Source organism: Caldimonas sp. (assembly GCF_046291045.1).
In the GTDB taxonomy this organism is placed as follows: domain Bacteria; phylum Pseudomonadota; class Gammaproteobacteria; order Burkholderiales; family Burkholderiaceae_C; genus Caldimonas.
The window spans coordinates 1-18683 of record NZ_JBKBSL010000003.1 but is presented as its reverse complement, the minus strand read 5'-3'; the positions used below and the strand labels follow the sequence as shown (position 1 = coordinate 18683).

General features: G+C 68.8%; 20 protein-coding genes. 14 read left to right on the top strand and 6 right to left on the bottom strand.

Annotation, left to right across the window (positions count from 1 at the left end; all coding sequences use genetic code 11):
- Positions 1-27 precede the first annotated feature (27 nt).
- Together ACK4ZD_RS01685 and ACK4ZD_RS01680 are read left to right on the top strand one after the other, a co-directional pair.
- Entirely contained in the window at positions 28-915 is an 888-nt protein-coding gene (locus ACK4ZD_RS01685; RefSeq protein WP_409657868.1) for a D-amino acid aminotransferase, read from the top strand.
- Complete coding sequence (locus tag ACK4ZD_RS01680) at positions 912-1178, top strand: DUF493 family protein (protein WP_409657865.1); 267 nt, start codon at positions 912-914, stop codon at positions 1176-1178. The genes ACK4ZD_RS01685 and ACK4ZD_RS01680 overlap by 4 nt, the downstream gene beginning before the upstream one ends.
- A gap of 6 nt (positions 1179-1184) precedes the next feature.
- On the opposite strand, the gene ACK4ZD_RS01675 is transcribed toward ACK4ZD_RS01680, so the two are convergent.
- Positions 1185-1922 (bottom strand): tetratricopeptide repeat protein, encoded by a 738-nt coding sequence (locus tag ACK4ZD_RS01675; protein WP_409657862.1) that lies wholly within the window; start codon positions 1920-1922, stop codon positions 1185-1187.
- 125 nt (positions 1923-2047) lie between these two features.
- Here ACK4ZD_RS01675 and lipB point away from each other — a divergent pair, with 125 nt between their 5' ends.
- The 4 genes from lipB to ACK4ZD_RS01655 all read left to right on the top strand — a co-directional run bounded on the left by lipB (position 2048) and on the right by ACK4ZD_RS01655 (position 5508).
- Entirely contained in the window at positions 2048-2710 is a 663-nt protein-coding gene (gene lipB, locus ACK4ZD_RS01670) for a lipoyl(octanoyl) transferase LipB (protein ID WP_409657859.1), read from the top strand.
- Positions 2711-2745: 35 nt separating this feature from the next.
- Entirely contained in the window at positions 2746-3738 is a 993-nt protein-coding gene (gene lipA, locus ACK4ZD_RS01665; RefSeq protein WP_409657856.1) for a lipoyl synthase, read from the top strand.
- 2 nt (positions 3739-3740) lie between these two features.
- The gene (locus ACK4ZD_RS01660) at positions 3741-4427 is read left to right on the top strand and encodes a helix-turn-helix domain-containing protein (protein WP_409657853.1); all 687 of its coding nucleotides are present in this window, start codon (positions 3741-3743) and stop codon (positions 4425-4427) included.
- A 220-nt stretch (positions 4428-4647) separates the two neighbouring features.
- Positions 4648-5508 (top strand): DMT family transporter, encoded by an 861-nt coding sequence (locus ACK4ZD_RS01655; RefSeq protein ID WP_409657851.1) that lies wholly within the window; start codon positions 4648-4650, stop codon positions 5506-5508.
- Here ACK4ZD_RS01655 and ACK4ZD_RS01650 read toward each other — a convergent pair whose 3' ends face one another.
- Positions 5509-6006 (bottom strand): TlpA family protein disulfide reductase, encoded by a 498-nt coding sequence (locus ACK4ZD_RS01650; RefSeq protein WP_409657848.1) that lies wholly within the window; start codon positions 6004-6006, stop codon positions 5509-5511.
- A 131-nt stretch (positions 6007-6137) separates the two neighbouring features.
- A complete protein-coding gene (locus ACK4ZD_RS01645) occupies positions 6138-7310 on the bottom strand; it encodes a hypothetical protein (RefSeq protein WP_409657845.1) in 1173 nt (390 codons plus the stop codon).
- A 123-nt stretch (positions 7311-7433) separates the two neighbouring features.
- Between ACK4ZD_RS01645 and ACK4ZD_RS01640 the strand changes: the two genes are divergently transcribed.
- The 4 genes from ACK4ZD_RS01640 to ACK4ZD_RS01625 are packed head-to-tail and all read left to right on the top strand — an operon-like array spanning position 7434 to position 9953.
- A complete protein-coding gene (locus ACK4ZD_RS01640) occupies positions 7434-7952 on the top strand; it encodes a hypothetical protein (protein WP_409657842.1) in 519 nt (172 codons plus the stop codon).
- On the top strand, positions 7949-9217 hold the full coding sequence (locus ACK4ZD_RS01635) for an MFS transporter (RefSeq protein ID WP_409657839.1): 1269 nt from the start codon (positions 7949-7951) through the stop codon (positions 9215-9217). The genes ACK4ZD_RS01640 and ACK4ZD_RS01635 overlap by 4 nt, the downstream gene beginning before the upstream one ends.
- Positions 9218-9268: 51 nt before the next feature.
- The gene (locus ACK4ZD_RS01630) at positions 9269-9715 is read left to right on the top strand and encodes a PTS sugar transporter subunit IIA (RefSeq protein WP_409657837.1); all 447 of its coding nucleotides are present in this window, start codon (positions 9269-9271) and stop codon (positions 9713-9715) included.
- Positions 9684-9953: an HPr family phosphocarrier protein gene (locus tag ACK4ZD_RS01625; RefSeq protein ID WP_409657834.1), complete on the top strand. Its 270-nt coding sequence runs from the start codon at positions 9684-9686 to the stop codon at positions 9951-9953. Before ACK4ZD_RS01630 ends, ACK4ZD_RS01625 begins: the two co-directional genes overlap by 32 nt.
- A gap of 3 nt (positions 9954-9956) precedes the next feature.
- Here ACK4ZD_RS01625 and ACK4ZD_RS01620 read toward each other — a convergent pair whose 3' ends face one another.
- On the bottom strand, positions 9957-10799 hold the full coding sequence (locus tag ACK4ZD_RS01620) for a GNAT family N-acetyltransferase (RefSeq protein ID WP_409657831.1): 843 nt from the start codon (positions 10797-10799) through the stop codon (positions 9957-9959).
- 214 nt (positions 10800-11013) lie between these two features.
- Here ACK4ZD_RS01620 and ACK4ZD_RS01615 point away from each other — a divergent pair, with 214 nt between their 5' ends.
- The 3 genes from ACK4ZD_RS01615 to ACK4ZD_RS01605 all read left to right on the top strand — a co-directional run bounded on the left by ACK4ZD_RS01615 (position 11014) and on the right by ACK4ZD_RS01605 (position 15378).
- Positions 11014-14388, top strand: coding sequence for a PAS domain-containing protein (locus ACK4ZD_RS01615; RefSeq protein ID WP_409657828.1), 3375 nt, complete (start codon positions 11014-11016; stop codon positions 14386-14388).
- A gap of 95 nt (positions 14389-14483) precedes the next feature.
- Positions 14484-14801 carry a Grx4 family monothiol glutaredoxin gene (grxD, locus tag ACK4ZD_RS01610; protein ID WP_409657825.1) on the top strand — a complete coding sequence of 106 codons (318 nt, stop codon included), beginning with the start codon at positions 14484-14486 and terminating at the stop codon, positions 14799-14801.
- Between the two features lie 10 nt (positions 14802-14811).
- Positions 14812-15378, top strand: a complete 567-nt coding sequence (locus tag ACK4ZD_RS01605; RefSeq protein WP_409657822.1) for a UbiX family flavin prenyltransferase — start codon at positions 14812-14814, stop codon at positions 15376-15378.
- Positions 15379-15389: 11 nt separating this feature from the next.
- Here the strand turns inward: ACK4ZD_RS01605 and ACK4ZD_RS01600 are convergent, their stop codons facing one another.
- Entirely contained in the window at positions 15390-16061 is a 672-nt protein-coding gene (locus ACK4ZD_RS01600; protein WP_409657819.1) for a lytic transglycosylase domain-containing protein, read from the bottom strand.
- A complete protein-coding gene (locus tag ACK4ZD_RS01595) occupies positions 16058-17803 on the bottom strand; it encodes a proline--tRNA ligase (RefSeq protein WP_409657816.1) in 1746 nt (581 codons plus the stop codon). Before ACK4ZD_RS01595 ends, ACK4ZD_RS01600 begins: the two co-directional genes overlap by 4 nt.
- 132 nt (positions 17804-17935) lie before the next feature.
- Here ACK4ZD_RS01595 and ACK4ZD_RS01590 point away from each other — a divergent pair, with 132 nt between their 5' ends.
- Positions 17936-18523, top strand: coding sequence for an RNA pyrophosphohydrolase (locus tag ACK4ZD_RS01590; RefSeq protein WP_409657813.1), 588 nt, complete (start codon positions 17936-17938; stop codon positions 18521-18523).
- Positions 18524-18683 lie beyond the last annotated feature (160 nt).

Genomic DNA, 18683 nt, shown 5'->3' with positions numbered 1-18683 from the left:
TGCCGTACCGAACCGAAGGACCCGACCATGCAAGCCTTGCCCGACACCCTGTGCTACCTGAATGGCGAGTACCTGCGCCTGTGCGACGCCAAGGTGTCGGTCCTGGACCGCGGCTTCATCTTCGGCGACGGCTGCTACGAGGTGGTGCCGGCGTACGGGCAGCGCCTGTTCCGCTTCGAGGAACACATGGCCCGCCTGGAGCGCTCGCTGGCCAAGCTGCGCATCCCCAATCCGCACTCGCGCATGGAGTGGCTGGAGCGCATGCGCAAGCTCATCGCGGCCCACGCCGAGCAGGAAGGCGCCCAGGACCAGCTCGTCTACCTGCAGCTCACCCGCGGCGTGGCGCTGCGCGACCATGTGATGCCCCCCGACATCACGCCCACGGTCTTCATGATGGTCAGCACGATGAAACCGGCCACGCCCGAGCAGCGTCACTCCGGCGTGGCCTGCACCACCGCGCGCGACTTCCGCTGGGAACGGGGCGACATCAAGTCGATCTCGCTGCTGGGCAACGTGCTGGCGCGTCAGATGTCGGCCGACCAGGGCGCCGCCGAGACCATCATGTTCCGGGACGGCCACCTCACCGAGGCCTCGGCCAGCAACGTCTGGATCGTGCACGAGGGCGCGGTGCTGGGCCCACCCAAGAGCGAGCATGTGCTGGAGGGCATCCGCTACGGCCTGATCGCCGAGCTGTGCGAGGAGCTGGGCATCGGCTTCAACCTGCGCCCCATCAGCGAGGCCGAGGTGTTTGCCGCCGACGAGATCATGCTGTCCTCGGCCACCAAGGAAGTGTTGCCGGTCACCCGCCTGGATGGTGAGCCGGTGGGCCATGGGGCTGGGAAAGGCAAACCCGGCCCCGTCTACGCCCGCCTGTACGAGGCCTACCAGCGCGCCAAGGCGGAGCAGTCGATATGACCCCCGACCGCTCCTTGATCGAATATCCCAGCGCCTTCCCCATCAAGGTGATGGGGCCCAACGTTGACGGGTTCGCCGCTGCGATCGTCGAGGTGGCGCTGCAGTTCGACCCGGGTTTCGATCCCGCGACGGTCGAGATGCGCCCCAGCCGCAGCGCCAACTACCTCGGCCTGACCCTCACGGTGACGGCCACCAGCCGCGAACAGCTCGATGGCCTGTACCGGGCGCTGACCTCACATCCCATGGTGAAAGTGGTGCTGTAGCGGGCCTCACAGCGCCCGCCCCCGCAGCAGCTCGTCCATCTCCTGGACCTTGTAGGGCGCGATCTCGTCGCCGTTGGCGGCCGCGGCTTCGTACCAGTAGCGCGCCAGGCGTGCGTCCCTGGGCACGCCCAGGCCCTTCTCGTACATCGACGCCAGCAGGTACTGCGCCGCCATCTCGCCTTGCAGCGCGGCGCGCCGGTACCACTGGGCTGCCAGGGCCAGGTCCTGGGGCACGCCACGGCCCAGGTAGTAGGCCGTGCCGGCGGCCACCTGGGCATCCACATGGCCATGCTCGGCGGCCTTCAGGTACCACTGCACCGAGCGCACATGGTCGGGCCGGCCGGTCAGGCCGCGCTCGTAGATCTCGCCCAGAGCATGCTCGGAGCGCACGAAGCCCTGGGCGGCCGAGGCCTCGAGCAGTTCGAGCGCTTTGTTCATGTCGGGCCGGGTGGCCTCGCGCCGCACGTGCATCATCGCCAGGTTGTAGCGGCCCACCGGGCTGCCCCGATCGGCCAGAGTGGTGAAAAGGCGCTCGGCCTGCGTCCAGCGGCCCGCCTGATGCTCGGCCAGCGCCTGGTCGATGTCGCGCCGCTCCTGCAGGTAACGCTGCAGGGTCTCAGGTGTGACGAAGACCCCACCCGGTGGCAAGGCCGGCTGCGCCCAGGCGCCGCCCAGCAGGCCCATGCCCACGGCGGCCGCCAGGCCCTGTACTCGTCCGCGCATCCAACGTCGCCAGGTTCGCATGGGCATACTCCCGAAGTCCACCTCGGCGAGGCGGCCTCGCGGTTGGAGTGGCGCCAGCCGTGCCGAGTTTCGCCGGGCCCCACGGATCGCCCTGGAGCTTTCCCTCCCCCGCTAGACTGGCGGGTATGGAGATCCGTTGGCTCGGGCGAGTCGAGTATGCGCCCACCGTCCAGGCCATGCAGGCCTACACCGAAGCCCGCACCCCCGACAGCCCCGACGAGTTGTGGCTGTGCGAGCATCCGCCGGTCTACACCCTGGGCCTGGCCGGCAAGGCCGAGCACCTGCTCGCCCCAGGGGACATCCCGGTCGTGCCCACCAACCGCGGCGGCCAGGTGACCTATCATGGCCCGGGACAAGTGGTCGCTTACCCCCTCGTGGACCTGCGCCGGCTGGGCATCTATGTCAAAGAATACGTGCACCGGCTCGAGCAGGCGGTGATCCAGACACTGGAGGGCTTGGGCGTGACCGGCCACCGCGTCGCAGGAGCCCCGGGCATCTATGTGAACCTGGCCGACCCCTTCGGCCACGCGCGGCTGCCCCCCGACCGACCCGACCCCTTCGCCGGCCTGGGCAAGATCGCTGCCCTGGGCATCAAGGTCAGCCAGCACCGCACCTACCATGGCGTGGCCCTGAACGTGGCGATGGATCTGAGCCCCTATGAGGGCATCAACCCTTGCGGCTACGCCGGCCTGCGCAGCATCGACTTGGCTACACTTGGCGTTTCCACCGACTGGGACACGGTGGCCGCCCGCCTGGGCGAGCGCCTGCAGGCCCACCTGAGTCCCTGACCCCCAGCCTGCCGGCTGAGATGGAGCATCCGCGCATGTCCACCCCGAACGTCGTCCACGAGGCCCAGCCCAGCGGTGCCTATGACGCCACGGCCAAGCAGAAGGCCCAGGCCAAGACCGCGCGCATCCCCATCAAGATCGTGCCGGCGGAAACCCTCAAGAAGCCGGACTGGATCCGCGTGAAGGCCGGCTCGCCCAGCACGCGCTTCTACGAGATCAAGCAGATCCTGCGCGAGCACAAGCTGCACACGGTGTGCGAGGAAGCCTCCTGCCCCAACATCGGCGAATGCTTCGGCAAGGGCACGGCCACCTTCATGATCATGGGCGACAAGTGCACCCGCCGCTGCCCCTTCTGCGACGTGGGCCACGGCCGCCCCGACCCGCTGGACGCCGACGAGCCGCTCAATCTGGCCAAGACGATTGCTGCGCTCAAGCTCAAGTACGTGGTGATCACCAGCGTCGATCGCGACGACCTGCGCGACGGCGGCGCAGCCCACTTCGTGGACTGCATCCGCCGCACGCGCGAGCTGTCGCCCGAGACCAAAATCGAGATCCTCACGCCCGATTTCCGCGGCCGCATGGACCGTGCGCTCGAGATCCTCAAGGCCGCGCCGCCCGACGTGATGAACCACAACCTCGAGACGGTGCCGCGCCTGTACAAGGAAGCCCGTCCGGGCTCCGACTACCAGTACAGCCTGAACCTGCTCAAGCGCTTCAAGGCCTTCGCCCCCCACGTGCCGACCAAGAGCGGCCTGATGGTGGGCCTGGGCGAGACCGACGAGGAAATCCTGCAGGTGATGCGCGACATGCGCGAGCACGACATCGACATGCTCACCATCGGCCAGTATCTCGCGCCCAGCAGCCACCACCTGCCGGTGCGACGCTACGTGCACCCCGACGTCTTCAAGATGTTCGAGGAGAAGGCCTACGAGATGGGCTTCACCCATGCCGCCGTGGGCGCGCTGGTGCGCTCGAGCTACCACGCCGACCAGCAGGCGCACGAAGCGGGCGTGATCCACGCCGTGTGAGCATGGACGCGGTCGCCCGCCTCAGCCGGCGCCGCTATGGCGAATCCAAGGGCAGCCATGCCCACGATCACTTCCAGCTCCTGTGGGGCTGGCAAGGCGCCCTGGAACTGGAGATCGAAGGCCGTGGCACGCGGATGACTGCCGGCCGCCTGGCCGTCATCGCCCCCGGGGATCGTCATGATTTCTGGTCGGTCGGCGGCAGCACCTGTTTCGTGCTCGATACCGACGACACCGCCAGCCCCGTGCTCGCGGCCCTGGCCGGCCGTGTGCTGGATGCCGACGGCTCGGCCCTGCACCTGCTGCGTTTCCTGGCCAGCCGCCACGATCTGGCCGACCTGCAGGGCCCGGCCGCCGCCCTGCTGCTGTCCACCCTGCCCGGCGAGATCACCTTGCCGCGCGGCACGCGGCGCCCCATCGACTGGGGCCGGCTGGACGCCTGGATCGACGCCCATCTGGCCGAACCGCTGGGCGTGGCCGACCTGGCGGCGCAAGCGTGCCTGAGCCCTTCGCAGTTCGCCGCGCGCTGCCTGGCCGAGACCGGCCTGGCCCCGATGGCCTATGTGCGCGAACGCCGCCTGGCCGCCGCCCGCCAACTGCGCGCCCAGGGGCTGCAGGTGCAGCAGGTGGCGCAGCGCTGCGGCTACCGCTCGCCGTCGGCGCTGACGGCGGCGCTGCGGCGACAGGGCTGATTTCGCCAGAACGCCCCAGCCAGACATCACTGGATCTCTTATCTCTTGCCGTCTGTGCCCTGGCATCCTAGGCGGATCAGCTTTGGCGGTGCCTGGCCTGGACGTATCCAGTGGTAAAGCATTGTTTCGAGGCTTGAGCCCCGTCAGACCGTGGTCGCGCGACGATCGACCCGCGTGGCGCGACGATCACGCCGTCCGCCGGCCGATATGCTCCCCGGCCATGAACCCCGCGACCCTGGCCGCCAGCCGCGGCACCCCCTCCTCCCACCTTTACGCCCTGGGCGCGATTGCGCTGTGGGCTCTGCTGGCCACGCTGGGCGTAGCGCTGGCCCACGTCCCGCCCTTCCTGCTCACTGGTGCGGCGCTGGTGATCGGCAGCGTGCCGGCCTGGCCGCTGTGGCGGCAGTGGCGCATTCCGCTGCGCACGCTGGCGCTGGGCGTGTACGGGCTCTTCGGCTTCCACTTCCTGCTCTTCATCGCGCTGCGCCATGCGCCGGCGGTGGAAGCCAACCTGGTGAACTACCTCTGGCCGCTGCTGATCGTGGTGATGGCGCCGCTGTTCCTACCGGGCATGGAGCTGCGCGCCGTGCACGTAGGGGCGGCGCTGGCCGGGTTTGCGGGGGCCGGACTGGCCATTGCCGGGGGCCGCGAGCTGGCGGGCAGCTGGTCCTGGGGCTATGTCGCCGCGCTGGGTTCGGCCTTCATCTGGGCGAGCTATTCGCTGGGGACGCGCCGCGTGGCCCACTTCCCCACGGCGGCCATCGGGCTGTTCGGCCTGGTGTCGGGGGGGCTGTCGCTGGGCTGCCACTGGGTGCTGGAGCCGCGCGTGGCGCTGTCGGCCCAGGACTGGGGATTGCTCGTGCTGACGGGGCTGGGCCCGCTGGGCGCGGCCTTCTTTCTGTGGGACAAGGCGCTCAAGACCGGCGATGCGCGGCGCATCGGCATCCTGAGTTATCTCACGCCGCTGGCCAGCACGGTGCTGCTGGTGCTGGCCACAGGGCGCAGCTTGTCCGGCTGGATCGTGGCGGCCGCCGCGCTCATCGTCGGTGCAGCGGTGGTGGGCGTGCGCGCCCGGGCTTGATCAGGCCTCGGCCAGCAAGCGCTCGATGAGCTGGTGGAGCTGCGCGAAGTCCGGTTCGCCCACGTAGCGTTTGACGATCTGGCCGCGCTTGTTGACGACATAAGTGGTGGGCGTGAGCTTGACGTCGCCGAACTGGCGCGCCACCTCGCCGGTATTGTCGATGGCCACCTTGAAGGGCAGTTGGCGGCTCTGGGCAAAGTTGGACACATAAGCCGGCGGGTCGTAGCTCATCGCCACGGCCACCAGATCGAGCCCGCGCTCATGGTACTTGCGGTAGGTGTCCACGAGGCCGGGCATTTCCTTCACGCAGGTCACGCAGCTGGTGGCCCAGAAATTCACCAGGACCACCTTGCCGCGCAGGTCGGCAAGGTGTTCCTTGCGGCCATCGAGCAGCACGTAGCCCACTGCGGGGGCCTCGTCGCGGGACAGGGCCATCCAGCCGGTGACGGCAACGGCCAGGGCCACCACGGCGGCGGCCAAGACGGCGGGTTTCTTCATCGGGGGGGCTCCATGCGCAAGACACAAGTGTACGGGCCGGGGGCCGGCCCATGCCGCGGCGGGGTGGCGTCCCAGCCGCGCCGATGGAGTCCCGCAGCGCAGGAAAAGTTCGCCAGGGCGCCGGCAGCGGATCACATCGTCTTGGCCAACTCGAACACCAGGGCCGAAGGCAGCGACGCGAGGATGGCGCCGCGCCCCACCCGAGCGATCGAGGCGTGACCGAAGCCGGAGACCTCGAACATGTCGCCCTCCTCGACGATCTCGATGAAGACGAGGTCGGGCGCCTCGCGGGTGAGATCCTCGCGCAATTGGTTGAAGCGCTCACCGCGCAAGATGGACTCGATGATGATGGCGTGCGGCAGCCCTTCACGGCAGAAGGCGGCCGCTTCGTCGACGCTGGAGACGAAGTCGACCACCAGGCCCATGTGCCGGATCGCCTCGCGCACCTGGACCCGGACCTCGCGCCGCGAGGCCACCACCAAGACATGGCTGCCGGCCAGCGGGCGGGAGTTGGCCGAGGACGCCGCAAACCCGGTGTCCTCCTCGACGACGCTCAGGCCGGGCAGCTCGTCGGCGACGGTGCGCGGGAAGAGCAGCGTCACGGCCGTGGCGACCTCGCCGTCGTCGCGGTCCAGCTCCAGGCCCATCGTGGCGGCGGCCTGCTGCACCAGGCACCAGCTCACGTCGTCCAGCCCGGGGCCATCTTGCGGGGCCAGCGTGGCCGCAAAGCCGTTCGAGCCGGCCTCGTCGGGTGGGGTGTGGTGGAAACGGCACAGCAACCGGGCCTGCACCGGCCAGGGCTTGGTGTCCAGGCGCAGCTCGATCGAGCCCTGGGCATGCGTCAGGGCCCACCAGTCCAGCAGCGTGTTGAGCAAGGAAAACAGCAGTGCCGGATCGACGATCACCTCCACCGGCTTGAGCACTTGGCGGATCTCCAACCCGTGGGACTGGGTCTCGCGGCTGCGGTGCGCCAGCACGCTCTGCAGCGTTTGCGTCAGGTGCAGCCTTTCGGCGCTTTGGCGCACGCGGCCGGAAGCAAAACGCACGATCTGCTGGCTGCACATGCCCACGCGGCGCGCCCGTTCGAGTTCGTCGCGCAGGCTGCGCAGGCTGCGCCGGTCGATCTGGCCGGTGGCGATCAGGCTGTGCACACGCTCCAGCGCGCGGCTCAGCGGTGCGGCGATCTCCTCACCGATCTGGGTGAGAAGACGATGCCAGCGCTCGGTGGCCGGTTCGGGCATCACAGAGGAAGCCGGCCGCTGGCGCCCGGCGGGCGTCGGGCCGGAGAGCTCGGACAAATCCATGGGCGCTCCAGCGGCATGGGATCGAAAAGGGTGGCCGCAGTATTCCGAAATGTGACAAATTGCGTCGATCCCCCGATCGAGGGTTCCGGCACCAGCGGTCGGGACCGGCGGATAATCGGGACGATGTCGTCTCGAATCCTTCCCGGCCTGGCGCTTGCGCTGGGCCTGTCGGCCTGCGCCCCGACGCTGGACTGGCGCGAGGTGCGCCCCGAGGGCAGCCCACTGGTCGCCCTGTTCCCCTGCAAGCCCAAGACCCATGCCCGCACCGTCGAGCTGGCCGGCGCGCAGGTGCGCATGAGCCTGTATGCCTGCACGGCCGGCGGGCACACCTACGCCCTGAGCCTGGCCGACATGGGCGACCCAGCCCTGGTGACGCCGGCGCTGCGCTCGCTGCGTGAAGCCACGGCCGCCAACCTCGGGGCGACCTCGCCGGCCGCACAGATCCTGCAGGTGCCGGGCATGACCCCGAACCCGCAAGCGCTGCGCGTGCGCGTGGCCGGCACCCTGCCCGACGGCCAGCCCATCGTGCAGGTGGCCGGCTACTTCGCCCACGCCACGCGCGTCCACCAGGTCAATGTGCTGGGCCCGAACCCGCCGGACGAGGCCGTGCAGACCTTCTTCGACGGGCTGCGTCTGCGATGAGCCCCCCCGGCTCCCACGGCACTCCCCTGGGGGGGCGTCAGGCCCTGGTTCTCTTCCTGGTCTTCGCCTGGGCCTACTTCCTTTCGGCGCTGATCCGCGCGGTCACCGCCACCCTGGCCCCGACGCTGACCGCCGATCTGGGTCTGGGCCCGGGCGACCTGGGCCTGTTGGCGGGTGCTTATTTCCTCGGATTTGCGGCCATGCAGTTGCCTCTGGGCCACTGGTTGGATCGCTTCGGCCCCCGCCGGGTGCTGGCGGCCTTCCTGGCCGTGGCGGTGCTGGGCTGCGCCGCCTTCGCGCTGGCGCAGGGCTTTGCCGGGCTGACGGTGGCGCGCATGCTGATCGGCGCCGGGGTGAGCGCCTGCCTGATGGCACCGCTGACCGGCTTTCGGCGCTGGTTCTCCCCCACCCAGCAATTGCGAGCGAACTCTTGGATGCTGATGACCGGCTCGCTGGGCATGCTCGCCTCCACATTGCCGGTGCAGTGGCTGCTGCCCCTGACCGGCTGGCGCGGGCTGTTCTGGCTGCTGGGAGCATGCTTGACGCTGAGCATCGCCAGCCTGTGGTGGTGGGTGCCGCGCGACCGGCCGGCCTGCGCACCGGCGCCGGCCGGCGGTGCGCAGGCCGGCGAGGGCTATGCAGCGATCTGGCGCCATCCGAGTTTGCGTCGCTATGCGGGACTGGGCTTCGTCAACTACGGCGGCATGATCGCACTGCAGACGCTGTGGATCGGGCCCTGGCTGGTCCAGGTGGCCGGCTGGTCCCCCGCCGAATCGGCCGCCGGCCTGTTCGTCGTCAATGCCGCGATGCTGGTGACCTTCCTTGCCTGGGGGCTGGTGCTGCCGCGCCTGCAAGCCCGGGGCTGGCCCGCCGCCCGGCTGATCACGGCGGGCACCCCTTTCAGCCTGGGTGTGCTGACCCTGAACCTGGTGTTGGGCCCCCAGGCCACCGCGGGACACTGGGCGCTGTTCTGTGTGAGCTGCACCTTCATGGCGCTGGCGCAGCCCCTGGTGGGCCAGGCCTTCCCGACGCATCTGGCCGGCCGGGCCCTGTCGGCTTTCAACCTGGTGATCTTCGCCGGCGTGTTCGCGATGCAATGGAGCATTGGTCTGGCGGTGGACCTGGGCCACGCCCTGGGCCTGGACGTGATCGGCGCCTACCGGCTGGCCCTGGGGCTGTACGGCCTGCTGGCCGTGGCAGCCTACCTCCAGCACTGGCGCGCCAGCCGCCTCGCCCTCCCCCCGACCCGGGTGTCCGCCGAATGACACACCGCCCCGGCACGAACGGCCGATAATCGCGAATCCCCGTCGTCCCCCATGCCCGGCATTTTCATCATCGCCCACGCCCCGCTGGCCAGCGCCCTGCAAGCCTGCGCCCGGCACACCTTTCCCGAGTGTGCGGCCACGCTCGAGGCCCTGGACGTGCCGGCCCAGATGGGCATCGACGAGGTCGAGACGCGTGCGCGCTCCCTGCTGGCGCGCGTGCGCCGGCCCGAGGCGCTGATCCTGACCGACGTGTTCGGGGCCACGCCCTGCAATGTCGCCCAGCGCCTGGCCGACGGGGTCCAGGTCAAGGTGGTGGCCGGCGTCAACGTGCCCATGCTGTGGCGCAGTCTGTGCTATCAGCACGAACCGCTCGATGTACTGGTCGCGCGCGCGGTGGCCGGCGCCAACCAGGGCATCATGCAGGTGGGCCACACCGCCCCGCAGAACCAGGTTCAATCACCCGTCCATGCTCACGACACGAATCACCATCAGCAATAAGCTTGGCCTGCATGCGCGGGCCTCGGCCAAGCTCACCAAGTTGGCCGGCAGTTTCAAGAGCGATGTTCACCTCAGCCGCAACGGCCGGCGGGTCAATGCCAAGAGCATCATGGGTGTGATGATGCTGGCCGCGGGACTGGGCAGCGAGGTCGAGATCGAGACCTCCGGCGAGGACGAACAAGCCGCGATGGAGGCGCTGCGCGCGCTCATCGAGGATAAGTTCGGCGAAGGCGAGTAGGCTTCAACGCCCCAAGAAATGCCGGCGATACTTCGGCGGCAGCTCGTCGATGCGCATGAGCATCGGCAAATCCGCGGTGTTGAAATCGGGATCCCAGGCAGGAGCGCCCAGGATCTTGGCACCACAACGCAAGTAGCCCTTGATCAGCGCCGGGGCCTCCACCGGCAAGTCGCGTTGAAGCTCGTCCACCGGCAACGCCAGGCGGGGCCTCACCTGCAGCTCGATGGGGGCCAAGTGCGTTTGGCGCAGCTGCTCCCACAAGCTCGCCGCGTAGTGGCCGCCGTCGCGCATGCTCACGCTGGCACACCCCACCATGGTGTCCAGGCCGTTGCGCACCATGAACTCGGCCAGTGCCCCCCACAGGGCCAGGATCACTCCCCCGCTGCGATGATCGGGATGGACGCAGGACCGGCCGAGCTCGACCATCCGGGCGCGCAAGGGGCGCAGCCGCGTGAGGTCGAATTCCGTCTCGCTGTAGAGCCCGCCCACGCGACGCGCGGCCTCCGGAGTGAGCACCCGGTAAGTGCCGACGACCGGGCCAGGCTCGCCATCGCGGCCGGGAGCACGCACGAGCAGGTGCTCACAGTAGGCATCGAAGACATCGATGTCATGGCCCGGTGGGGAGCCCTTGGGCACGCTCAGGCGCGCCCCCATCTCCTCGGCGAACACCTGGTACCTCAGCCGCTGAGCCTCGCGAACCTCGTCCTCATGGCGTGCCCAAACCACCTCCAGCCGCGCGCGGACAGTGTCCTCAGCCGCGGGAAGCGCCGCGCCGAGGCGGTGAAGAGACCTCCGCGGCGCACGGATCTCGGCGATGGGCAGGGTGGGCAGCGGCAGATCCCTCATGACGTTCTCCGGCGTGACATGGCGATGAAGCCTAGGGACGGGGCATGACGCCGGCGTGACCCCCCGATGACGTTCGCATGACGGGCACCCCCCGGGCCCCGTCGTCCCCGGGTGTGCCATGCGCCGCGAGGGCAGGGGCCTTCCCGGAGGCGCGTCCGTCGGCGGACGTGCTACTGTGACGGAGCCTGCTTTCCGTCCACCTCACCACGCACGCATGAACCGGCCGCTCCCAGCTCCAGACTCGCTGCCCGAGCAGGCGCGGGCCCGCTGGCGAGCCTGGCTGGCCTGGTTTGGAGAGCCGGCCCCGGCCTTGCCCGACGAAGACCTGTGCGAACTCACCTCGCGCATCCTGCTGCTCCTGAGCCTGGGCGGGATGGTGCTGGCGACTTTGACGTGGTGGGTCATCCCGGGGGCCGATCGGCGCAGCCTCCTCAGCGCCTATTTGTTGTGCGGCGCGATCTGGCTTTTGCGGATGGGGGTGATTCGGCGTCGCAGCCGCCGCGCGGTGGTCGCCGCCGTAGCCCTGACGCTGCTGGGGGGTCTGGCCTGGGTGATCGACTTGGGCACCGTACAAGCCACGCAACTGCTGTTGTTGGCGCTGCCCGTGATGTACATCAGCTTCCTGTTCGGACCCTGGCCCGGTCTGGGGGCGGCGCTGGTGACCGCTGGAGCCATCTATGGGCTGGCGTATTTGCAGGTCTCAGGCCTGTACGGCTCTGCGCAAGTGCTGCCCCCATACAAGCAGGCCTGGGTCTTTCTATTGATGATCGTACTGACGAGCCTGCTGGCGCTCGTTTTGCGCTCTCATCTGATACGCGCTTATTGGCACCGCGAACGCGACCGGCTGGTCCACGAGCAGATCGTCCAGCTACGCGACATCCACCAAAAGTTGGCCATGGCCGTGCGCGTCGGCCGCTTCGGCGTGTGGGAGTACGACCTCGCGCGCGGCGAATTCGTCATCGATGCGCGCGAGCGCGAGCTGTATGGCGCCGCCCCCGATCTCGAACGCCCTCGCCTGGACGACTGGCTGTGTGCCGTGCACATCGAAGATCTGGAGCGGGTGCGCGCTACGTTCACTCAGGCGCTGGCGGGCGAGTCCGTCTACGAATGCCGCTACCGCATCGTGCGCCCCGACCAAACGGTGCGTTGGGTGCACTCGGTGGGAGAAGTCGAGCGCGGACCCGATGGCCGCGCCGTTCGCATCTTCGGCCTGGACCAGGACATCACGGCCGACGCCCAGGCCCAGGCCCAGCTGCAATCGGTCCTGCAGCGCCTGCGCATCGCCTTGTCGGCCGTGCAGGCCTCGGTCTGGGTCTACGATGCCCGCACCCGCAAGCTGCAATGGGACGAACGCGGCCAAGACCTCTATGGCATCGACGTCAATGCCCACCGACAAGCCTGGGAGTCCCTACTGTCCCCCTCGCTGGCCGCCCGCACCCGCGAAAGGATCTACGCCCACCTGAAAGATCCCGCCTGCCAGGAATTCGACATCACCTACACCATCGAACACCCCCAGCGGGGTCAGCGGCACATCCGCTCGGTGGCGCGCAACGAACGCGACGCCGCCGGCCGCCTGGTGCGCACCATCGGCCTGGACATGGACATCACGGCGCAGGTGGAGACGACCTCACGCGCCGAAGCGCTCGCCGAGCGGCTGCAGCTGGCCATCACCGCCGCCGGCATCGGCGTGTGGAGCCACCGCCTGTCCGACGGATCGGTCGAATGGAACGAACAGCAGTACCAGATCTACGGCCTCGACCCGCTCGACGTCACGGTGTCGCGGGCGGCCTGGCTGGAGCGCGTGCATCCGGACGACCGCGAGCGGCTGGCCCACGAGGTGGCCCACGTCCACGACCACCTCGATGGCAGCACCTCGGAGTTCCGCATCGTGCGTCCCGGCGGCGAGGTGCGCCATGTGCGCGTGGTGGCCCGCAGCACACGCGACGAGGCCGGTCGCCCCACCGGCACGGTGGGGCTGACCTTCGACATCACCACCGAACGCCAGGCCACCGAGGCCATCCAGCACGCGCGCGCGGCAGCCGAAGAGGCCAACCGCCTCAAGAGCGAGTTCCTGGCCAACGTCAGCCACGAGATCCGCACCCCGATGAACGCCATCATCGGCATGACCGAGCTGGCCCTGGGCGCGACCTTGCCCGAGCGCGAGCACGACCTGGTCGCCAAGGCCAATGCCGCCGCGCGCAAGCTGCTGACCGTGCTCAACGACATCCTGGATTTCTCCAAGATCGAAGCGGGCAAACTCGACGTGGACCACACCGCCTTCTCGCTGCCGGCCCTCGTCGGCACCGCCCTCGACATGGTGCGGCTGCAGGCGCATTCCAAAGGATTGGGGCTGAACGTCACGATCGCGCCAGACGTGCCCGAGCGCTGCCTGGGCGATCCGACCCGGCTGGCCCAAGTGCTCACCAACCTGCTGTCCAACGCGGTGAAGTTCACCGAACGCGGTCAGGTCCAGTTGCGCATCGGCCTGGCCGATCCCCTGCCGGCCGAGCGGCCCACCGTGCGCTTCGAGGTCGAGGACACCGGCATCGGTCTGAGCGAGGAACAGCAGGCGCGGCTGTTCGAGGCCTTCACCCAGGCCGATGCGTCCACCACGCGCCGCTTCGGGGGCACGGGCCTGGGTCTGGTGATCTCGCGCCGGCTGCTCGACCTGATGGGCGGGCGCATCGGGGTGCGCTCCACCCTGGGTGGCGGCTCGCTTTTTTGGTTCCAGTTGCCGCTGGAACGGGAGGCCTGCGGATCGGTCAGCACCGGCGACGGCTCGCATCAAGGCGTTCCCCGGCTGGACGGTCTGCACGTCTTGCTGGCCGAGGACAACCCGATCAACCGCGAACTCGCCATGGCCTTGCTCGAGCAAGCCGGCGCTCAGGTGACGGCCGTCGAGCATGGTGCCCAAGCCGTCGCCGAGGTGCAGCGGCACGGCTTCGACGTCGTCCTGATGGATGTGCAGATGCCCGAGATGGACGGCTACGAAGCCACCCGTCGCATCCGCGCCTTGCCGGGCGATGCCGCCCATGTGCCCATCGTTGCAATGACGGCCAACGCCATGTCCGGAGACCGCGAACGCTCGCTGGCCGTGGGCATGAACGAGCACCTGACCAAGCCCATCGACACCGTCACCCTGCGCCACACGCTGGCCCGGCTGCGACCGTCCCAGACGAAAACTGCCCCCGCCCCGACCGGCCCGCAAGCCCCGGACCGCTGCGCGCTGCCATCCGACCAGGACCTGGCCCTGCTGGACGTGGCGCTGGGCGTGCGTCTGTGCGCCCAGCGCGAGGACATCCATCGCCGAGCCCTGCAGCAATTCTTGCGACTCTACGAAGCAGGAGGCCGCTTCCCGCCCGACGCCTCCCCTTTGGCGGTGCAGCGTGAAGCGCACAGCCTCAAGGGCGCGTCGGCCAGCTTGGGCCTGGTGCGGCTGCATCACCAGGCCGCGCGAGTGGAGGCCCGCTGCAAATCGGGGCTGCCCGTGCAGGCCACCGACCTGGCCCAACTGAACGATCTCCTGACGGCCAGCTGCCAAGCCGTGCGCGTCCACCTCGACACCGCCCCCGCCCCAGAGCCGCCCTGAGGAATGGGCTTGGCCCCTCATCCCCCGGGGACAGACCCGGGCCGATACACTGTGGGCTGCCATTCCACGATGCGGCCCCCGCCGCCCGCCCCACCATGAACGACGTTCAGCAACGCATCGACGACCTCGTCAAATCGCACCGTGTGGTGCTTTTCATGAAGGGCACTGCACAATTCCCGATGTGTGGCTTTTCGGGCCGCGCCGTGCAGATCCTCAAGGCCTGCGGCGTCAGCGACCTGACCACCGTCAACGTCCTGGAAGACGAAGCCATCCGCCAAGGCGTCAAGGAATACGCCAACTGGCCCACCATCCCGCAGCTCTACGTCAACGGCGAATTCATCGGCGGCTCGGACATCATGATGGAGATGTACCAATCCGGCGAACTCCAGCAGGTGCTGGGCACCGCCCGATAAGGCCGCTCGCGTGGGCGCCCCCCAGATCGTCGTCGGGCTCACCGGGGCGACCGGCGCCATCTACGGCGTGCGCCTGCTCCAGCGGCTGCGCACGCTGGGCGCACGCACCCATCTGGTGGTCTCGTCGGCCGGGGTGCTCAATGCCCATCACGAGCTGGGCCTGGACCGCCGCGCGCTCGAAGCCCTGGCCGACGTGGCCTATGCGCCCGGCGACGTGGGCGCGGCCATCGCCAGCGGCAGCTTCCCCACCGCCGGCATGGTGATCGCGCCGTGCTCGATGAAGACCTTGGCCGCCGTGGCGCTGGGCCTGTCGGACAACCTGCTCAGTCGCGCGGCCGACGTCACCCTCAAAGAACGCCGGCGCCTGGTGCTGATGGTGCGCGAGACCCCTTTCAACCTGGCTCACCTGCGCAACATGACGGCCGTCACCGAGATGGGCGGCATCGTCTTTCCGCCGCTGCCGGCCTTCTACCACCGCCCCGACAGCATCGACGCACTCGTCAACGACAGCATCGAGCGCGTGCTCGCCCTGCTGGGCTTCGGCGAAGCTGCGCCCCGCGCCTGGCAGGGTCTCTAGCCTGCGGCCCGTCACCCGCTCGTGGCCTGGGGGCTGCCCGACGGCCCGGCCGGCGGGTCGTAGACCCAATGTGCGCGCGCGGCAAAAACCGCGTTCGGATACTCGGCGCGGCCGCGGCTGCCGTTATAGCGCCCCAGGGCCATGAAGAGGTTGCCCTTCTCCATGTCCAGGTAGTGGCGCAAGATCACGCAGCCGAAGCGCAGATTGGTTTGCATGTGAAAGAGCTTGGCCGGATCGCCATCGCCGATCAGGCGGCTCCAAAAAGGCATGACCTGCATGTAGCCGCGCGCACCCACCCGGCTCACCGCGTGCTTGCGGAACGCGCTTTCCACCTGGATCAGGCCAAGCACCAGCGCCTTTTCCAGGCCGGCGCGGGTGGTCTCGTACCACAGCGTCTCCAGGAACTCCAGGCGTGTGGTGAGGTCCGGTTTGCGCCGGCGAAGGCGGTCGCTCATCTCGCCCAGCCAGCGCAGGTAGGCCAAGCGTTCCTCGATGCGGGTGAAGCTGGGCTTGGGGGGGGCACTGTTGGCGATCGCTGCCGACAGGGCCGAGCGCACCGAGTCGGCCAGCGGTTCCTCGATCTGGCCGCCGGCCTGCGCGGGCGCGGCGGGCACGATCAGGCCGGCCGCGCCGGCCAGCATCAGCCGGCGCCGCAAGGGATGGACCGTCCGCCCGGGCCTCATGCCCCCAGGCGCTGGCGCAGGAAAGCCAGCACCTCGGCCTGCGCCACCGGGGTGGCCTGGGCGTCGCGCCGGCCCTGGTACTCGACCTGGCCCTCCTTGAGGCCGCGATCGGACAGCACCACGCGGTGCGGCACGCCGATCAGCTCCCAGTCCGCGAACATCGCGCCGGGGCGTTCACCGCGGTCGTCGAGCATCACGTCCACGCCCAGCGCGGCCAGTTCGTCATGCAAGCGATCGGCCGCGGCCTTGACCTGCGCCGAACGGTCGTAACCGATGGGGCACAGCACCACCGTGAACGGCGCGATGGCATCGGGCCAGACGATGCCGCGCTCGTCATGGTTCTGCTCGATCGCCGCACCCAAGATGCGCGTCACACCGATGCCGTAGCAGCCCATCACCATCAGTTGGGGCTTGCCGTTCTCGTCCAGGTAGGTCGCGTTCATCGCAGCGCTGTACTTCGTGCCCAGCAGGAAGACATGGCCCACTTCGATGCCGCGCTGTATGGCGAGAAGCCCCTTGCCATCGGGTGACGGGTCGCCCTCGACCACGTTGCGGATGTCGGCCACCAGATCGGGCTCGGGCAGGTCGCGGCCCCAGTTCACGCCGGTGTAGTGGAAGCCCACCTCGTTGGCGCCGCAGACGAAGTCACTCATGTTCGCCACCGTGCGGTCGGCCACCACCTTGACCGGCTGCTTCAGCCCGATGGGGCCCAGGTAGCCGGGCTGGCAGCCGAAGTGCGCCTCGATCTCGGCCGCAGTGGCAAAGCGGAAGCCCGCCTTCAGGCCCTCGAGCTTGCCGGCCTTGACCTCGTTGAGGTCGTGATCGCCGCGCACCAACAGCAACCACACCTGGGTGCGCACCACCTCGCCGGCCTCGTTCTTCTCGTCGGTGGCCAGCACCAAGGACTTCACCGTGCGCGAAAGCTCCAGACCCAGCAGCTCGGCCACGTCGGCGCAGGTGCTCTTGCCCGGCGTGGGCGTCTTGGCCAAGGCCTGCGACGGCGCGGCGCGCTCGGCCGTCAGCGCCACCGCCTCGGCCAGCTCGATGTTGGCGGCGTAGTCGGACTGCGGGCAGTAGACGATCGCGTCCTCGCCGGTCTCTGCGATCACCTGGAACTCGTGCGAAGCATCGCCACCGATCGCGCCGGTGTCGGCCGCCACCGCACGGAACTGCAGCCCCAAGCGCTCGAAGATGCGCACATAGGCGTCATACATCTGCTGATAACTCTTTCGCGCCGAGGCGAGATCGCGATCGAAGGAATAGGCATCCTTCATCGTGAACTCTCGTCCGCGCATGATCCCAAAGCGCGGTCGGCGTTCGTCGCGAAACTTGGTCTGGATGTGATAGAAGTTCTTCGGGAGCTGACGGTAGCTGCGCAGCTCCTGTCGGGCGATGTCGGTGATGACCTCCTCCGAGGTCGGCTGAATGACGAAGTCGCGGTCGTGCCGATCCTTCACGCGCAGCAGTTCGGGGCCCATCTTGTCCCAGCGGCCGGTCTCCTGCCACAGCTCGGCCGGCTGCACCACCGGCATCAGCAGTTCGATGGCCCCGGCCCGGTCCATCTCCTCGCGGATGATGCCCTCCACCTTGCGGATGGTGCGCAGGCCCATCGGCATGTAGCTGTAGATGCCCGCGCCCAGCCGCTTGATCAGACCGGCACGCATCATGAGCTTGTGGCTGACGATCTCCGCGTCGGCGGGCGCTTCCTTCAGGGTGGAGATGAAGAACTGGGAGGCTTTCATGAATGGGGATGGAGGCTAGGGGCGGACCAGGCCGTGAACGACGTCACACCGGCGCGCCTTGGGTGCAGCCCGGTAGGCAGCCACGCAAGCCGGTGCAATAATGAATTCAACTGAAAAATCCGAGGTCCGATTATGCTCGACCGTGACGGCTTCCGGCCCAACGTCGGCATCATCCTGCTCAACCACAAGAACCAGGTCTTCTGGGGCAAACGCATCCGTACCCATTCGTGGCAGTTTCCCCAGGGCGGCATCAAACACGGCGAGAACCCCGAGCAGGCGATGTACCGAGAGCTCCACGAGGAAGTGGGGCTGCGTCCCGAACATGTGCGCATCGTCGCGCGCACCCGCGACTGGCTGCGCTACGAGGTGCCCGAGCACTACATCCGCCGCGATGCGCGTGGTCACTACAAAGGCCAGAAGCAGATCTGGTTCCTGCTGCAGCTCGTGGGCCGCGACAGTGACATGAACCTGCGCGCCACCGACCACCCGGAGTTCGACGCCTGGCGCTGGAACGACTACTGGGTGCCGCTGGACGCGGTGATCGAGTTCAAACGCGGCGTCTACCAGATGGCACTGACCGAGCTGGCACGCTACCTGCCCCGCCTGCCTCACCACCACAACCGCTACCTGCGCTCCGGGCTGCGGCCGCCTGCCCGCGAGGAGCCGCGCACGCCTTCTGCGGCACCGGCGGCCGAGCATCCGCAGCCTGACGAAGGGTGAAGGTGCGCGATGTGCTCGTGACACGAGCACGCCAAACAGTCGTTGTGGCGCCGGCCCGGCGCTGCGCGCCTTCACATCGCTGCGCGATATGAGCCTGCGCCGCAACCTGGTGCTCGTTACACGAGCACCAGGTTGTCCCGGTGGATCAGTTCGGATTCGC

What these genes read in the sequence shown, in the direction of transcription:
- ACK4ZD_RS01685 (WP_409657868.1), top strand. Translation starts at nt 28, where the DNA reads ATGCAAGCCTTGCCCGACACCCTGTGCTACCTGAATGGCGAGTACCTG.
- ACK4ZD_RS01680 (WP_409657865.1), top strand. Translation starts at nt 912, where the DNA reads ATGACCCCCGACCGCTCCTTGATCGAATATCCCAGCGCCTTCCCCATC.
- ACK4ZD_RS01675 (WP_409657862.1), bottom strand. Translation starts at nt 1,922, where the DNA reads ATGCGAACCTGGCGACGTTGGATGCGCGGACGAGTACAGGGCCTGGCG.
- lipB (WP_409657859.1), top strand. Translation starts at nt 2,048, where the DNA reads ATGGAGATCCGTTGGCTCGGGCGAGTCGAGTATGCGCCCACCGTCCAG.
- lipA (WP_409657856.1), top strand. Translation starts at nt 2,746, where the DNA reads ATGTCCACCCCGAACGTCGTCCACGAGGCCCAGCCCAGCGGTGCCTAT.
- ACK4ZD_RS01660 (WP_409657853.1), top strand. Translation starts at nt 3,741, where the DNA reads ATGGACGCGGTCGCCCGCCTCAGCCGGCGCCGCTATGGCGAATCCAAG.
- ACK4ZD_RS01655 (WP_409657851.1), top strand. Translation starts at nt 4,648, where the DNA reads ATGAACCCCGCGACCCTGGCCGCCAGCCGCGGCACCCCCTCCTCCCAC.
- ACK4ZD_RS01650 (WP_409657848.1), bottom strand. Translation starts at nt 6,006, where the DNA reads ATGAAGAAACCCGCCGTCTTGGCCGCCGCCGTGGTGGCCCTGGCCGTT.
- ACK4ZD_RS01645 (WP_409657845.1), bottom strand. Translation starts at nt 7,310, where the DNA reads ATGGATTTGTCCGAGCTCTCCGGCCCGACGCCCGCCGGGCGCCAGCGG.
- ACK4ZD_RS01640 (WP_409657842.1), top strand. Translation starts at nt 7,434, where the DNA reads ATGTCGTCTCGAATCCTTCCCGGCCTGGCGCTTGCGCTGGGCCTGTCG.
- ACK4ZD_RS01635 (WP_409657839.1), top strand. Translation starts at nt 7,949, where the DNA reads ATGAGCCCCCCCGGCTCCCACGGCACTCCCCTGGGGGGGCGTCAGGCC.
- ACK4ZD_RS01630 (WP_409657837.1), top strand. Translation starts at nt 9,269, where the DNA reads ATGCCCGGCATTTTCATCATCGCCCACGCCCCGCTGGCCAGCGCCCTG.
- ACK4ZD_RS01625 (WP_409657834.1), top strand. Translation starts at nt 9,684, where the DNA reads ATGCTCACGACACGAATCACCATCAGCAATAAGCTTGGCCTGCATGCG.
- ACK4ZD_RS01620 (WP_409657831.1), bottom strand. Translation starts at nt 10,799, where the DNA reads ATGAGGGATCTGCCGCTGCCCACCCTGCCCATCGCCGAGATCCGTGCG.
- ACK4ZD_RS01615 (WP_409657828.1), top strand. Translation starts at nt 11,014, where the DNA reads ATGAACCGGCCGCTCCCAGCTCCAGACTCGCTGCCCGAGCAGGCGCGG.
- grxD (WP_409657825.1), top strand. Translation starts at nt 14,484, where the DNA reads ATGAACGACGTTCAGCAACGCATCGACGACCTCGTCAAATCGCACCGT.
- ACK4ZD_RS01600 (WP_409657819.1), bottom strand. Translation starts at nt 16,061, where the DNA reads ATGAGGCCCGGGCGGACGGTCCATCCCTTGCGGCGCCGGCTGATGCTG.
- ACK4ZD_RS01595 (WP_409657816.1), bottom strand. Translation starts at nt 17,803, where the DNA reads ATGAAAGCCTCCCAGTTCTTCATCTCCACCCTGAAGGAAGCGCCCGCC.
- ACK4ZD_RS01590 (WP_409657813.1), top strand. Translation starts at nt 17,936, where the DNA reads ATGCTCGACCGTGACGGCTTCCGGCCCAACGTCGGCATCATCCTGCTC.